Here is a 14,622-nt window from a genome sequence, read left to right on the forward strand (position 1 = left end):
GGGTGTATCGGCCACCGTGCCGGGTTATACTGCCGCGCCTTTTTAGCGTCGCGCCTGCACCACTTGGCGTGCCTTGGAAAGGTGGACTCAGCCGACCGATGCAACACTGAGCCCACCTTTATTGAATGTTCCCTTATAGAGGAGCGCGACTCATGACCGTGATCAAGCAAGACGACCTGATTCAGAGCGTTGCCGACGCCCTGCAATTCATTTCCTACTACCACCCCGTTGACTTCATCCAGGCCATGCACGAAGCCTACCTGCGCGAAGAATCGCCGGCAGCCCGTGACTCCATCGCCCAGATCCTGATCAACTCGCGCATGTGCGCCACCGGCCATCGCCCGATCTGCCAGGACACCGGTATCGTTACCGTGTTCGTGCGCGTGGGCATGGATGTACGCTGGGACGGCGCCACCATGAGCCTGGATGACATGATCAACCAGGGCGTGCGCCAGGCCTACAACCTGCCGGAAAACGTGCTGCGGGCTTCGATCCTCGCCGACCCGGCGGGCGCACGTAAAAACACCAAGGACAACACCCCGGCAGTCATCCACTACTCCATCGTCCCGGGCAACACCGTGGAAGTGGACGTGGCGGCCAAAGGCGGCGGCTCCGAGAACAAGTCGAAAATGGCCATGCTCAACCCGTCCGACTCGATCGTTGACTGGGTGCTCAAGACCGTTCCGACCATGGGCGCCGGCTGGTGCCCACCGGGCATGCTCGGCATCGGCATCGGCGGCACCGCCGAGAAAGCTGCGGTGATGGCCAAGGAAGTGTTGATGGAATCCATCGACATCCACGAGCTGAAAAAGCGCGGCCCCTCCAACCGTATCGAAGAGATGCGCCTGGAGCTGTTCGAGAAGGTCAACCAGTTGGGCATCGGCGCCCAGGGCCTCGGCGGCCTGACCACCGTGCTCGACGTGAAGATCATGGACTACCCGACCCACGCAGCCTCGCTGCCGGTGTGCATGATCCCCAACTGCGCCGCCACCCGTCACGCGCACTTCGTGCTCGACGGTTCGGGCCCGGCGTCGCTGGAAGCGCCACCGCTGGACGCCTACCCGGAAATCGTCTGGGAAGCCGGCCCGTCGGCCCGTCGCGTCAACCTCGACACCCTGACCCCGGAAGAAGTGCAGAGCTGGAAACCGGGCGAAACCGTGCTGCTCAACGGCAAGATGCTCACCGGCCGCGACGCGGCGCACAAGCGCATGGTCGAGATGCTGAACAAGGGTGAAACCCTGCCGGTAGACCTCAAGGGTCGCTTCATCTACTACGTCGGCCCGGTTGATCCGGTGCGCGAAGAAGTGGTTGGCCCGGCGGGCCCGACCACCGCCACGCGGATGGACAAGTTCACCCGTCAGATCCTCGAGCAAACCGGCCTGCTGGGCATGATCGGCAAATCCGAGCGCGGCCCGACTGCGATCGAAGCGATCAAGGACCACAAAGCCGTGTACCTGATGGCCGTCGGCGGCGCTGCTTACCTGGTGGCGCAAGCCATCAAGAAGTCGCGCGTTGTTGCCTTTGCCGAGCTGGGCATGGAAGCGATCTACGAGTTCGACGTGAAAGACATGCCGGTTACCGTTGCGGTGGATAGCAAAGGCGAATCCGTGCACATCACCGGTCCTGCCATCTGGCAGAAAAAGATCAGTGAAAGCCTGGCGGTAGAGGTGCAGTAAGTACCTCGCTGCAAGACTAAAGGCGACTGCGGCCCCATGGCCCAGTCGCCTTTTTTATGGCTGATACTTTTTGTTCAGTCGAATGCGGTCAAATGTGGGAGCGGGCTTGCTCGCGAAAGCGGTGGGTCAGCCAACTCATCTGCCACTGATACACCGCTTTCGCGAGCAAGCCCGCTCCCACATAAAGCGCGCTCGTCACAAGTCACGATGGTGCATGCTATGGTGCTCCCCCCTTACCGTGCCTGCCCCTCACCGTATGATCGTGATCCCTCGCCCCCTGCGCCTGACCTTCTACTCGCTGCTGATCATCGCCGGTGCGGTGCTGGCCGCTGCCCTGGCGACTCGCCATGCTGAACGCCAGGCCTTGGTGGATGACGCCGCCCGCGCCAATCAGCAACTCACGCTGTATGGCAACTCGCTGCACACCCTGATCGAACGCTACCGCGCCCTGCCCGCCGTGCTGGCCCTGGATTCGGAAATGATCAGCGCGCTGAAAAACCCGGTGGATGCCACGACCCAGGACGTGCTTAACCGCAAGCTGGAACGCATCAACGGCGCCGCGCAATCCTCGACGCTGGAATTGATGGACCGCACCGGGCTGGCTGTGGCCGCGAGCAACTGGAACCTGCCGAGCAGCTACGTGGGGCATAACTACGCGTTTCGGCCGTATTTCAGGCAGACCTTGAGCCAGGGCACCGGGCGTTTTTACGCGGTGGGCGTGACCACCGGCATTCCGGGTTACTTCCTCTCCAGCGCCGTGAATGATGAGAACGGGCAGTTTCTCGGCGCCATGGTCGTAAAGCTGGAATTCCCCGAGCTGGAGCGTGAATGGGCCCAAGGCAATGATTTGCTACTGGTGAGCGACGCCCGTGGCATCGTGTTTATCGCCAACCAACCCGGCTGGCGTTATCGCGCCTTGCGCCCGTTGTCCGACAGCGACCACGCCGAACTCAAGGCCACCCGGCAGTACGACAAAAAGCAGTTGCAGCCCTTGGAAGCCAACAGCCTGCAGCGCTTCGACGACAACAGTCATTTAATGCGCGTCAACGGCCCCGACGGCAATGCCAATTACATCTGGGAATCCTTGCCGTTGAAGGCCGAAGGCTGGACCTTGCACCTGCTGCGCAAACCGCAGTTCGCCTTTGAAGACCAACGCAACGCCGGCCTCGCAGCTGCCGGCTCCTGGCTGGCGCTGGTATTTCTGGTGCTGTTCCTGAGCCAGCGTTGGCGCCTCGCCCGCTTGCGCCAGCGCAGCCGCGAAGAGTTGGAACAGCTGGTAGAAGAGCGCACCCAAGCCCTGCGCACGGCTCAGGATGGTTTGGTGCAATCCGCCAAACTGGCCGCGCTAGGGCAGATGTCCGCCGCCCTTGCCCATGAAATCAACCAACCGCTGACCGCCCAGCGCATGCAACTGGCGACCTTGCGCCTGCTGCTGGACCACGGTCGTGTGGACGACGCCTATAAAGCACTCACGCCGCTGGACGAGATGCTCACGCGCATGGCCGCGCTCACCGGCCACCTCAAGACGTTCGCGCGCAAAAGCCCGAGCGGCCTGCGTGAAAAGCTCGACCTGGCGACGGTGGTCGACCAGTCCCTGCACCTGCTTGACGCGCGCCTGCGCGATGAAGCCATCGGCGTGATGCTGGACCTGAGCCGCCCGGCCCTGGTCCGCGGCGACGCTATCCGCCTGGAGCAGGTGCTGATCAACCTGCTGCGCAACGCCCTCGACGCCATGGCCGGCAAGCCGCGCAAACGCCTGGAAATCCGCCTGCATGCGGACGATCAGCTGTGGCAACTGACCGTCAGCGACAGCGGCGGCGGGATCGCCGAAGAACACCTCAACAGTGTGTTCGACCCCTTCTTCACCACCAAGCCGGTGGGCGACGGGCTCGGCTTGGGGCTGGCGGTGTCCTACGCTATCGTGCACGAATTGGGCGGGCGCCTGATCGCCAGCAACCGTGGCGATGGCGCGGTGTTTACCCTGACCTTGCCTATTGCGCTGGAGACGCCCGGCCTATGTTAAACGCGGTGATTGTGGTCGATGACGAAGCCAGTATTCGCACGGCTGTCGAACAATGGCTGAGCCTGTCGGGGTTTGAGGTGCAGCTGTTCAGCCGCGCCGAGGAGTGCCTGGCGGCGCTGCCGAAGGACTTTCCCGGGGTGATCCTGAGCGATGTGCGCATGCCGGGCCTGAGTGGCCTGGAGTTGCTGGCCGAAGTGCAACGCCGCGATGGCGACTTGCCGGTGATCCTGCTCACCGGCCATGGCGACGTGCCGATGGCTGTGGAGGCCATGCGCGACGGAGCCTACGACTTTTTGGAAAAACCCTTCAGCCCCGACGCCCTGCTCAACAGCCTGCGCCGTGCGCTGGACAAGCGCGGGCTGATCCTGGAAAACCGTCGCCTGCATCAACAGGCCGACCACCGTGCGCAGCTGGAATCCAGCTTGCTGGGCGTGTCCCGGGGTTTGCAGAACCTGCGTCGCCAGGTGCTGGACCTGGCGACCTTGCCGGTCAATGTGCTGATCCGGGGCGAAACCGGCAGCGGCAAGGAGTTGGTCGCGCGCTGCCTGCATGATTTCGGCCCACGGGCAAAGAAGCCCTTTGTGGCACTCAACTGCGCGGCGATTCCCGAGCAGTTGTTTGAGGCCGAGCTGTTCGGCCATGAAAGTGGCGCGTTTACCGGCGCCCAGGGCAAACGCATCGGCAAGCTGGAATACGCCCATGGCGGCACCCTGTTCCTCGATGAAATCGAAAGCATGCCGCTGGCTCAACAGGTGAAGTTACTGCGCGTATTGCAGGAACAGAAGCTGGAGCGGCTAGGCTCCAATCAAAGTATTCACGTGGATTTGCGCATCATCGCCGCGACCAAGCCGGATCTGCTGGAAGAAGCCCGCGCCGGACGGTTTCGCGAAGACCTGGCCTATCGCCTAAACGTCGCGCAACTGCGCCTGCCGCCGTTGCGCGAGCGCCGCGAAGATATTCCTCTGCTGTACGAGCACTTTGCCCACAGCGCCGCCGAGCGTTTGGGCCGCAGTGCCGAACCCTTGAGTGGCCCGCAACTGGGGCGCCTGCTCAGCCATGACTGGCCCGGCAATGTGCGTGAATTGGCCAACGTCGCCGAGCGTCAGGTGCTCGGCCTTGGCGAGCCGGAGCCGGAAGGCATTGAGGCCGGGCAATCGTTGGCGGCGCAGCAGGAAGCCTTTGAAGCGCATTGCCTGAAGGCTGCGTTGACTCGGCACAAGGGCGATATCAAGGCGGTGTTGGCAGAGTTGCAACTGCCGCGGCGTACCTTGAATGAAAAGATGCAGCGGCATGGGTTGGTGCGAGATTCGTTCCTCTAGGGCGAACCTCGCGTTGCCCGTGAGGACGCCATCGCGGGCAAGCCCGGCTCCCACATTTTTGATCTGTGAATACCTTCCAGTGTGGGAGCTGGCTTGCCCGCGATAGGGCCAGCAGCCATAAGCGGATTTCCGCTTACCGCCTGAAAATCATCAGCAATTTTCCGCTCAAAAATATCCTGAAACCCTTCTAAACCGGGCCTTCACCTACCTGGCACAGCTCCTGCTATAGCCCAGACCAGGCGGCGCTCGCGCACGCTCCACAAAAACAATTAGATGAAGGATCCTTCAATGGATAACTCCAATTCCCTGCCTCTGGGGTCGGCGGCTGCGCCGGCGAAAGAGCGCACGACTTCAAGCCGGATCAAATCGATTTTCAGTGGTTCGGTCGGCAACATGGTCGAGTGGTATGACTGGTACGTCTACGCCGCCTTCTCGCTGTACTTTGCCAAAGCCTTCTTCCCCAAAGGCGACACCACCGCCCAATTGCTCAACACCGCTGCGATCTTCGCAGTAGGCTTCCTGATGCGCCCGATCGGTGGCTGGCTGATGGGTTTGTACGCCGACAAGGTCGGACGCAAAAAAGCCCTGATGGCCTCGGTCTACCTGATGTGCTTCGGCTCGCTGCTGATTGCCCTGAGCCCAGGCTATGAAATGATCGGTATCGGCGCACCGATCCTGCTGGTGTTTGCCCGTCTGCTGCAGGGGCTATCGGTCGGCGGCGAATACGGCACCTCCGCCACCTACCTCAGCGAGATGGCGACCAAGGAACGCCGTGGTTTCTACTCCAGCTTCCAATACGTGACCCTGATTTCCGGCCAGCTCATCGCGCTGGCGGTACTGATCGTGCTGCAACAGGTTCTTACCACCGAGCAACTGTATGCCTGGGGCTGGCGTATCCCGTTTGCCATCGGCGCCCTGTGCGCAGTGGTCGCGCTGTACCTGCGTCGCGGCATGGAAGAAACCGAGTCGTTCACCAAGAAGGAAAAAGCCAAGGAAAGCGCCATGCGCACCTTGATGCGCCACCCCAAGGAATTGTTGACCGTGGTCGGCCTGACCATGGGCGGCACCCTGGCGTTCTACACCTACACCACTTACATGCAGAAATACCTGGTGAACACGGTCGGCATGAGCATCTCCGACTCCACCACCATTTCGGCAGCGACGCTGTTCCTGTTCATGTGCCTGCAACCCATCGTCGGCGGGCTGTCGGATAAAGTCGGCCGTCGTCCGATCCTGATTGCCTTCGGCATCCTCGGCACGCTGTTCACCGTGCCAATCCTCACCACCCTGCACACCATCCAGAGCTGGTGGGGTGCGTTCTTCCTGATCATGGCGGCGCTGATCATCGTCAGCGGCTACACCTCGATCAACGCCGTGGTGAAGGCCGAATTGTTCCCGACCGAAATCCGCGCGCTGGGCGTGGGCCTGCCATATGCCCTGACCGTGTCGATCTTCGGCGGCACCGCTGAATACATCGCGCTGTGGTTCAAGAGCATCGGCATGGAAACCGGTTACTACTGGTATGTGACGGCGTGTATCGCAGTGTCGCTGGTGGTCTACGTGACCATGAAAGACACCCGGAAACATTCGCGCATCACCACGGACTAAAAAATGCGGGAGCGGCGAACAGCCGCTCCCACATTGGATATGATGTGCTCCCCAGAATTGAGAGCAGAACCCGGCCATGTCTGACGATATCCATTTCTACGAACCCGCCAACGGCCACGGCCTGCCCCATGACCCGTTCAACGCCATCGTCGGCCCACGGCCGATTGGCTGGATTTCCACCCACGACAGCGAAGGCCGCCTGAACCTGGCGCCTTACAGCTTCTTCAACGCCTTCAACTACATTCCGCCGATCATTGGTTTTTCCAGCGTCGGACGCAAAGACAGCCTGAACAACATCGAACAGACCGGCGAGTTTGTGTGGAACCTGGCCACGCGCCCGTTGGCCGAGCAGATGAATCAGAGTTGCGCCGCAGTTTCACCGGACGTGAACGAGTTCGAGCTGTCCGGCCTGACGCCGGTGGCCTCGAAGATCGTGGGCGTGCCGCGAGTGGGCGAGAGCCCGGTGTCATTCGAATGCAAGGTGACGCAGATCATTCAGCTGCAACGTGCCGACAAGGAGTTGGTGCCGAGCTGGCTGGTGCTGGGCGAGGTGGTTGCGGTGCACATTGCCAAGTGGTTGCTCAAGGATGGCATCTACGATACCGCCGCCGCGGAGCCTATCTTGCGTGGCGGCGGGCCGGCGGATTATTTCCAGGTGGGGCCGGAGGCGCTGTTCAAGATGTATCGCCCTCGTTGATTGGAACACTGATCAACAAACACCCTAGACCCATGTGGGAGCCGGGCTTGCCCGCGATGAGGGTGGATCAGCCAACCTGTGTATTGACTGACACTGCGCTATCGCGGGCAAGCCCGGCTCCCACATTGGATCTTTGTTGATCACTCAGTTTTCGGCAGTTGCCCAGGTCAGTTGACCTTCTTCATCCACATCAACCAACCGCTCAAGTTGCAGCGTCGCGGCATCATCAGCGTCGGAAGCCGTCTTGAACGTCTGCCCATCCAGGATCTTGTGAAACTGCGGTGCGCCCATGCCGTCCAGTGCCTTGACGGCGACGGCGGCGCTGTAGCCACCTTCTCCAGGCACTACGGCGGAAACGGCTTCGTGGTGGGTAAATTGTTTACGTGCCATGTTGCAGGTCCTGGCCAATGGGAAAGTCGGCCATTCTAACCCTCAACCGGCGAGTTGCAGGTACTCACCGTAGGCTTTCACGGCAGAGGCATCGGTGAACGTCTGGAAGTCCATGCTGCGGATCACCATGTCATTCAACAGCTCGGTAAAGATCATCAGGGCCGGAGAATTGAAGTAGGCACTCATCGCCTGCTCGCTGCTCCAGAAACCCGAGACCAGCCATACATCGGGGTCGACCTGGGAATGCTGCAACGAGAATTGCAGACAACCCTGAGCCTGACGGCCCGGTTCAATCAAACTGCTCAAGCGTGCACCGAGTTCGGTGCTGCAACCGCTGCGTGCGCGGATAAAGGCCATATGGCTCGCGGGAATGGGGGTGGACATGTTCGACTCTCCCGTTGAGAAGTGATGCTCGGCAAGCACTGTGAGGGCGTGCTGCCACAGGATCAAAGATAACGGCGCGGACAGGGGCGCAGTTAGTCAATTCCTGCAGGCTTATTGCACAATCCTGCGAGAAGCGTAGATACGACGTTTGGCGGCCCGGATTTATTCCATGCCCATGTTCAGTGTTTCAGGCTGATGACAGGCGCCGCCCTTGCCTGATTCACGGCATGTCGCAGGATCAGGCAAGGATTGTGCAGAATCGACGTAACACTTTTTGAAAAGCTGCCGCTAAGCTGAACCCATCAAAGAAGCCTGCAGAGGTCGCCCCATGTCGTCGCCTGAACATAAACCGCTTCCCCTCGATGCCGAGATGGAAAAGCAGCGCGCCGAGCTGGCCAGCATCGTGCACCGCCACACCTGGGAAGACGGTTCCTACGGCACAGCGATCACCTCGCTGTACCTGAACCGCCACAACACCCCGCGCGATTTCATGCCGGTGCTGGTGGAGCCTGCGTTGTGCATCCTTGCCAGCGGCAGCAAGGAAGTGCGCCTGGCCGACGAGATCTTTGCCTACGATCCACTCAATTACCTGGTGTTCTCCGTGGCGATGCCGGTGGCCGGACGGATCCTCGAGGCCACACCGGAAGCGCCCAACCTGTCGGTGCGCATCAATATCGACCCGGCACAACTCACCGCGTTGATCGCCGAGGCAGGCCCGATGGGCGTGCCCTCGCGTCCGACCTCGCGGGGCATGTACGTCGACCGCATCGACGCCCAACTGCTCGACGCCGTGCTGCGCCTGGCGCGCCTGCTGGATACGCCCAAAGACGTCGCCATGCTGGCGCCGTTGATCAACCGCGAGATTCTCTACCGCCTGCTGCGTGGGCCGCAGGGCTATCGGCTGTATGAAATTGCCGTGACCAACAGTCAGAGCCATCGGGTCAGCCAGGCGATCAAATGGTTGAATGGCAATTACGAACAGCCGCTGCGCATTGATGATCTGGCCAAGGAAGTGAACCTCAGCGTCTCGACCTTGCACCACCGTTTCAAGGCGATCACGGCCATGAGCCCGTTGCAGTATCAGAAGCAGCTGCGCCTGCAGGAAGCGCGTCGGCTGATGATTGCCGAAGGGCTGGAAGCCTCGGCGGCGGGGTATCGGGTGGGGTATGAAAGCCCGTCGCAGTTCAGCCGGGAGTACAGCCGGTTGTTTGGGGCACCGCCGCTGCGCGACTTGGCCAGAATGCGCCAAAGCGTCTGACCCAACGCTGATCACAATGTGGGAGCTGGCTTGCCTGCGATTGCGGTGGGTCAGCTGGCAAATCTGCTGCTGATACACCGCTATCGCAGGCAAGCCAGCTTCCACATTGGTTCTGTGTGTGGTCAGTCCAGACCGCGGGGGAGTTGCAAGGTCACCCGTAGACCACCCTCACGCAAATTCTGCAAACTCACCTCACCACCATGACTGTGCGCAATATTGCGCGCAATCCCCAGCCCCAAGCCGTAACCCTGCTGCTGGCCAGCCAACCGGAAATGCGGTTCAAAGACCTGCTCCAGCCGCTGCTCCGGCACGCCCGGCCCCTCATCATCCACGTGCAGCACAAATTCCGCGCCGTCGTCTTCGATATGCAAATGGGCGTTTTGCCCATACTTCAAGGCATTGTCGATCAGGTTGCCGATGCAGCGCTTGAGCGCCAGCGGCTTGCCGGGGTAGGTGGTCAGCGCGCGGCCGTCCTGGGTGATGCGACCGTTACCGTTAGGGGCCAGGTAAGGCTCCACGAGGCAATCGAGCACGTGATTGAGGTCCACCGGCTCGATATTCTCGTGGATGTCGGTGTCTTTCACGCATTGCAGCGCGCCCTTCACCAATAACTCCAACTCGTCCAGGTCGCGGCCAAACTTGGTTTGCAGGTTCTCGTCTTCGAGCAATTCCACACGCAGGCGCAGACGGGTAATCGGCGTGCGCAAGTCGTGGGAAATCGCGCTGAACAACTGGCTGCGTTCAGTCAGGTAACGGCTGATGCGTTCGCGCATGGCGTTAAACGCGCGCCCCACTTCTACCACTTCGCTGCCGCCGCCTTCGGCTACCGGCTCCACGTCGGCGCCCAGGGACATGTCACGTGCGGCCCGTGCCAGACGCTTGAGCGGGCGGCTTTGCCAGTGCACCAGCAGGCCGATAAACAACAACAGGAAACCGCTGGTCAGCACGATAAACCACACCTGCTGCGATGGCAGGCCTTGTTCTTCAAGGCTGGTGTAGGGCTCGGGTAACAGCGAGGCGATGTACAGCCACTCGCCTTGGGCAAGCTGGATCTGAGTCACCAGCACCGGCGGGTTCACCGGTTCCAGCGTCAGCGCGTAATGCGCCCAGGAGCGCGGCAGTTCATCGAGCTTCAAGCCGGCATTGAAGATGCGCAGGTCTTCGGCGCTGACGAATTCCACCGAGATGTGCACATCGCTGCCCAGGGTCTGGCGCAGCACTTCATCCACCGCTTGCAGCACAGCTTCCTTGCGCGGGGTTTGCGGCAGAATCTGCATGTCCAGCGGGCGGTCGTTGAGGGTCACCACAAACCGCGTGCCACCCATGCTGCGCAACTGGTCCAGCACCAGCGGGCGATAAGCCACGGGCAACGAACGGAAATAACTCACGCTGGCGGTCATCGAATGCGCCAGGCTGCGGGCGCTGGTGACCAGCCCTTCAAGCTGAGTGGCGCGCAATTGCGAGACCCAGATCACGCTGGACAGCGCCTGGGCGAATAGCACCGCCAGCAGGGTCAACAGCAACATGCGCCCGAGCAGCGAACGCGGCACCGGGAAACGGCGGCGCTCGGTCAGAGGTTCAGTGGGCATTGCCGGCAACCACGCTGGCTGCCAGTTGATAACCACTGCCACGCACGGTGCGGATCAGCCGTGGAGGTTTTTCCGTATCGCGCAGGCGTTGGCGCAGGCGGCTGACGGCCATGTCGACGATACGGTCCAGCGGCATCAGGTCGCGGCCACGGGTGGCGTTGCCGATGGTGTCGCGGTCGAGAATTTGTTGTGGGTGGTCGAGAAACAGTTTGAGCAGGGCAAAGTCTGCGCCGGAAAGAATCACTTCTTCGCCGTCGATGTGAAACAGGCGGTGACTGATCATGTCCAGGCGCCATTCATCAAACACCCACACATCGCCGCCGCTGCTGCGTTCCTGGCCAAACTGGGCGCGGCGCAACAAGGCCTTGATTCGCGCCTGCAACTCGCGGGGGCTGAACGGTTTGCCGATGTAGTCATCGGCACCCAGCTCCAGGCCTATCACGCGGTCGGTTTCGTCGGAACTGGCGGTAAGCATGATGATCGGCACCTGCGCCTGGCGCGGGTGCTGGCGGATCCAGCGGCAGAGGCTGAAACCGTCTTCGTCCGGCAACATCACATCAAGGATGACCAGGTCGCACGGCGCCTCGTTCATGGCCTGGCGGAACCCCGCGCCATCCGACACACCCCGCACCTGAAAACCGGCACGGCTGAGGTAGGTTTGCAGCAATTCGCGGATTTCCTGGTCGTCGTCGACGAGGAGAATGGATTTACTGATTACGCTCACGGGGTCCTCCTTGTTGTTATGGCCAAGCTTAAGTCATCTGTTGCTCTTAAGGCCCTATCGCAGGCAAGCCAGCTCCCACACTTGACTGCATTCCAAGGTTGGAACCCGGTCAACTGTGGGAGCTGGCTTGCCTGCGATGAGGCCATAAGCCCCTACGCAAAAGCTTGTTCGAGTGCTACGCCCGCCCCGGTCAACCCGGAATACGGCGCGGTCACCAACCACACCGGAATGCCTTTGAAGTAGTCGCTCATGCAGCCTTTGTCGCTGAAGCTCTTGGCAAAACCGCTGTTGATAAAGAAGTCGGCAAACCTCGGAATCACACCCCCCACGATATACACACCACCGCGTCCACCGGTGGTCAGCACGTTGTTACCCGCCACCCGGCCCAGCCAGATGCTGAACTGGTTCAAGACTTCCATCGCCACCGGGTCGCCGGCCAAACCCGCAGCCGTGATGGCTTCGGGCGTGTCCAGCACCGGCTCGTGGCCGTCGACCGCGCAAATCGCGCGGTACACACGCGGCAAACCGCCACCACTCAACGCCGTCTCGGCGCTGACGTGACCGATCTCAGTGTAGATGTGTTGCCACAGCTGGGTTTCGCGCGGGCTGCTCAGCGGCAGGTCGACATGGCCGCCCTCCCCCGGCAGCGCAGCAAAACGGCCGCCCCCCAAATCCAGCAAGGTACCGACGCCAAGGCCGGTGCCCGGGCCGATCACCACCGCCGGGCGCAACGGTTCCGGCGTTCCTTCGCAGACCACACGGAATTCGTCGGGCTTGAGGCGCGTCATGCCCAGGGCCATGGCCGTGAAGTCATTGACCAACAGCAGTTCATCGACCTGCAGGGTTTTGCAGAACGCAGTCTTGCTCAGGCGCCAGTGATTGTTGGTGAATTTAAATTCATCGCCGCTCACCGGCCCGGCGACCGACAGGCACACCGCGCCAATGTCCCCGATTTCCAGGCCTTCTTCCTTGAGGTACACCTTGATGGCTTCCTCAGGGCTATGGTGATCCGCCGTGGCATGCACGCGGATCGAATGCAGTTCCTGATCCCGCCACAACGCAAAACGGGCGTTGGTACCACCAATATCACCGACCAGCGCAAGCTTCACTTAAGCGTCTCCAAGGCAGAGGTAAAGGCGCTGGCGCCCTGCTCTGCGGAGCTTGCGGCCAAGCGCATAAATGCAAACAGCTCGCGACCGGCCCCAACGTTATTGCCCAACAGGCCCGTGGCAGGCGTGCGCGCTGCAAATTCTTCGGCGTCCACCTTAAGCTCCAGGGTGCCCTTCACGCCATCGACGCGAATGATATCGCCATCTTTGACCCGTGCCAGCGGCCCGCCGCTCTGGGCTTCGGGGTTGACATGGATCGCGGCGGGGATCTTACCCGACGCGCCGGACATACGCCCGTCTGTTACCAGTGCAACTTTGAAACCACGGTCCTGCAACACGCCAAGGAACGGGGTCATTTTGTGCAATTCGGGCATGCCGTTGGAGCGCGGGCCCTGGAAGCGCATCACCGCGACAAAGTCTTTTTCCAGCTGACCGGCCTTGAACGCGTCGGCCAGGTCTTGCTGATCCTGGAACACCACCGCCGGTGCTTCAACAATCTGGTGCTCAGGCGCTACCGCCGAAACTTTCATCACACCCCGACCCAGGTTGCCTTCCATCACGCGCAAGCCGCCTTCCGGCGAGAACGCACGCGCCACGGGGCGCAGGATGGTTTCGTCGAGGCTTTCGATCGGGCCGTCGCGCCAGATCAGCTCGCCGTCGACCAGGAACGGCTCCTGGGTGTAACGGCTCAAACCTTTACCTGCCACGGTGTTGACGTCTTCGTGGAGCAAACCGGCTTCTAGCAGCTCGCGGATCAGGAACGACATGCCGCCCGCCGCCTGGAAGTGGTTGATGTCAGCTTTGCCGTTTGGATACACGTGGGACAGGGTCGGCACCACCTCGGAGAGATCGGCCATGTCCTGCCAGGTGAGGATGATGCCCGCCGACATGGCGATGGCCGGCATGTGCAGGGTGTGGTTGGTCGAGCCGCCGGTGGCGTTGAGCGCAACGATTGAGTTGACGATGGATTTCTCATCAACGATCTCGCCAATCGGCGTGAAGTCGCCGCTGGCCTTGGTCAGGCGCGTGACCTGGTGCGCGGCTTCGCGGGTCAGCGCGTCACGCAGCGGCGTGTACGGGTTGACGAACGAAGCGCCCGGCAAGTGCAGGCCCATCACTTCCATCAGCAGTTGGTTGGTGTTGGCGGTGCCGTAGAAGGTGCAGGTGCCGGGGCTGTGGTAGGACTTCATCTCCGATTCCAGCAGCTCTTCGCGGGTGGCCTTGCCTTCGGCGTAGCGCTGGCGCACGTCGGCTTTCTGTTTGTTGGAGATGCCCGAGGGCATTGGCCCGCCGGGTACGAAGATCATCGGCAGATGGCCGTAGCGCAGTGCGCCCATCATCAGGCCCGGGACGATCTTGTCGCAGATACCGAGCATCAGCGCAGCGTCGAACATGTTGTGGGACAGCGCTACCGCCGTGGACATGGCAATGACTTCACGGCTGAGCAGGCTCAGCTCCATGCCCGGCTCGCCTTGGGTTACGCCGTCGCACATGGCGGGGGTGCCGCCGGCGAACTGGCCGACCGAGCCGACTTCGCGCAGGGCTTTCTTGATTTGTTCAGGGAAGTGTTCGTAGGGCTGGTGCGCCGAGAGCATGTCGTTATATGACGAAACAATTGCCACGTTGGCGGCATTCATCATTCGCAGACTATTTTTATCTTCAGTGCCGCAACCGGCGACGCCGTGGGCAAAGTTGGCGCATTGCAGCTTACCGCGCATCGGACCGTCGCTGGCGGCGCCGCGAATGAGCGCAAGGTAAGCCTCGCGGGTTGCACGACTGCGGGCGATAAGCCGTTCGGTGACCTCAATAACGCGGGGATGCATGTGTAGAACTCCAGGCTAACGG

General features: G+C 61.5%; 12 protein-coding genes. 6 read left to right on the forward strand and 6 right to left on the reverse strand.

Features of this window, described 5'->3' with window-relative positions; genetic code table 11:
• Nucleotides 1-152 precede the first annotated feature (152 nt).
• From BFW87_RS05225 to BFW87_RS05245, 5 genes are all read left to right on the forward strand, one after another.
• Nucleotides 153-1,676, forward strand: a complete 1,524-nt coding sequence (locus BFW87_RS05225) for a fumarate hydratase (RefSeq protein WP_078738892.1) — start codon at nucleotides 153-155, stop codon at nucleotides 1,674-1,676.
• Between the two features lie 256 nt (nucleotides 1,677-1,932).
• Nucleotides 1,933-3,699, forward strand: a complete 1,767-nt coding sequence (locus tag BFW87_RS05230; protein WP_078738893.1) for an ATP-binding protein — start codon at nucleotides 1,933-1,935, stop codon at nucleotides 3,697-3,699.
• A complete protein-coding gene (locus BFW87_RS05235; RefSeq protein ID WP_078738894.1) occupies nucleotides 3,693-5,018 on the forward strand; it encodes a sigma-54-dependent transcriptional regulator in 1,326 nt (441 codons plus the stop codon). The genes BFW87_RS05230 and BFW87_RS05235 overlap by 7 nt, the downstream gene beginning before the upstream one ends.
• Before the next feature lie 288 nt (nucleotides 5,019-5,306).
• The gene (locus BFW87_RS05240) at nucleotides 5,307-6,626 is read left to right on the forward strand and encodes an MFS transporter (protein WP_078738895.1); all 1,320 of its coding nucleotides are present in this window, start codon (nucleotides 5,307-5,309) and stop codon (nucleotides 6,624-6,626) included.
• A gap of 76 nt (nucleotides 6,627-6,702) precedes the next feature.
• Nucleotides 6,703-7,323, forward strand: coding sequence for a flavin reductase family protein (locus BFW87_RS05245; protein ID WP_078738896.1), 621 nt, complete (start codon nucleotides 6,703-6,705; stop codon nucleotides 7,321-7,323).
• A 144-nt stretch (nucleotides 7,324-7,467) separates the two neighbouring features.
• Here the strand turns inward: BFW87_RS05245 and BFW87_RS05250 are convergent, their stop codons facing one another.
• Both BFW87_RS05250 and BFW87_RS05255 read right to left on the reverse strand, forming a co-directional pair.
• The gene (locus tag BFW87_RS05250; protein WP_078738897.1) at nucleotides 7,468-7,713 is read right to left on the reverse strand and encodes a hypothetical protein; all 246 of its coding nucleotides are present in this window, start codon (nucleotides 7,711-7,713) and stop codon (nucleotides 7,468-7,470) included.
• A 42-nt stretch (nucleotides 7,714-7,755) separates the two neighbouring features.
• Nucleotides 7,756-8,097, reverse strand: coding sequence for an antibiotic biosynthesis monooxygenase family protein (locus BFW87_RS05255; protein WP_078738898.1), 342 nt, complete (start codon nucleotides 8,095-8,097; stop codon nucleotides 7,756-7,758).
• Between the two features lie 328 nt (nucleotides 8,098-8,425).
• On the opposite strand from BFW87_RS05255, the gene BFW87_RS05260 reads away from it, so the two are divergent.
• Entirely contained in the window at nucleotides 8,426-9,355 is a 930-nt protein-coding gene (locus BFW87_RS05260; RefSeq protein ID WP_078738899.1) for an AraC family transcriptional regulator, read from the forward strand.
• Between the two features lie 122 nt (nucleotides 9,356-9,477).
• On the opposite strand, the gene BFW87_RS05265 is transcribed toward BFW87_RS05260, so the two are convergent.
• The 4 genes from BFW87_RS05265 to edd all read right to left on the reverse strand — a co-directional run bounded on the left by BFW87_RS05265 (nucleotide 9,478) and on the right by edd (nucleotide 14,600).
• Nucleotides 9,478-10,905, reverse strand: coding sequence for an ATP-binding protein (locus BFW87_RS05265; protein WP_217699411.1), 1,428 nt, complete (start codon nucleotides 10,903-10,905; stop codon nucleotides 9,478-9,480).
• Nucleotides 10,906-10,933: 28 nt separating this feature from the next.
• Nucleotides 10,934-11,668 carry a response regulator gene (locus BFW87_RS05270; RefSeq protein WP_078738901.1) on the reverse strand — a complete coding sequence of 245 codons (735 nt, stop codon included), beginning with the start codon at nucleotides 11,666-11,668 and terminating at the stop codon, nucleotides 10,934-10,936.
• Between the two features lie 152 nt (nucleotides 11,669-11,820).
• Nucleotides 11,821-12,777, reverse strand: a complete 957-nt coding sequence (locus BFW87_RS05275) for a glucokinase (protein ID WP_078738902.1) — start codon at nucleotides 12,775-12,777, stop codon at nucleotides 11,821-11,823.
• Nucleotides 12,774-14,600, reverse strand: coding sequence for a phosphogluconate dehydratase (gene edd / locus BFW87_RS05280; RefSeq protein WP_078738903.1), 1,827 nt, complete (start codon nucleotides 14,598-14,600; stop codon nucleotides 12,774-12,776). Before edd ends, BFW87_RS05275 begins: the two co-directional genes overlap by 4 nt.
• Nucleotides 14,601-14,622 lie beyond the last annotated feature (22 nt).

This window comes from Pseudomonas fluorescens (assembly GCF_002022275.1).
In the GTDB taxonomy this organism is placed as follows: domain Bacteria; phylum Pseudomonadota; class Gammaproteobacteria; order Pseudomonadales; family Pseudomonadaceae; genus Aquipseudomonas; species Aquipseudomonas fluorescens_AJ.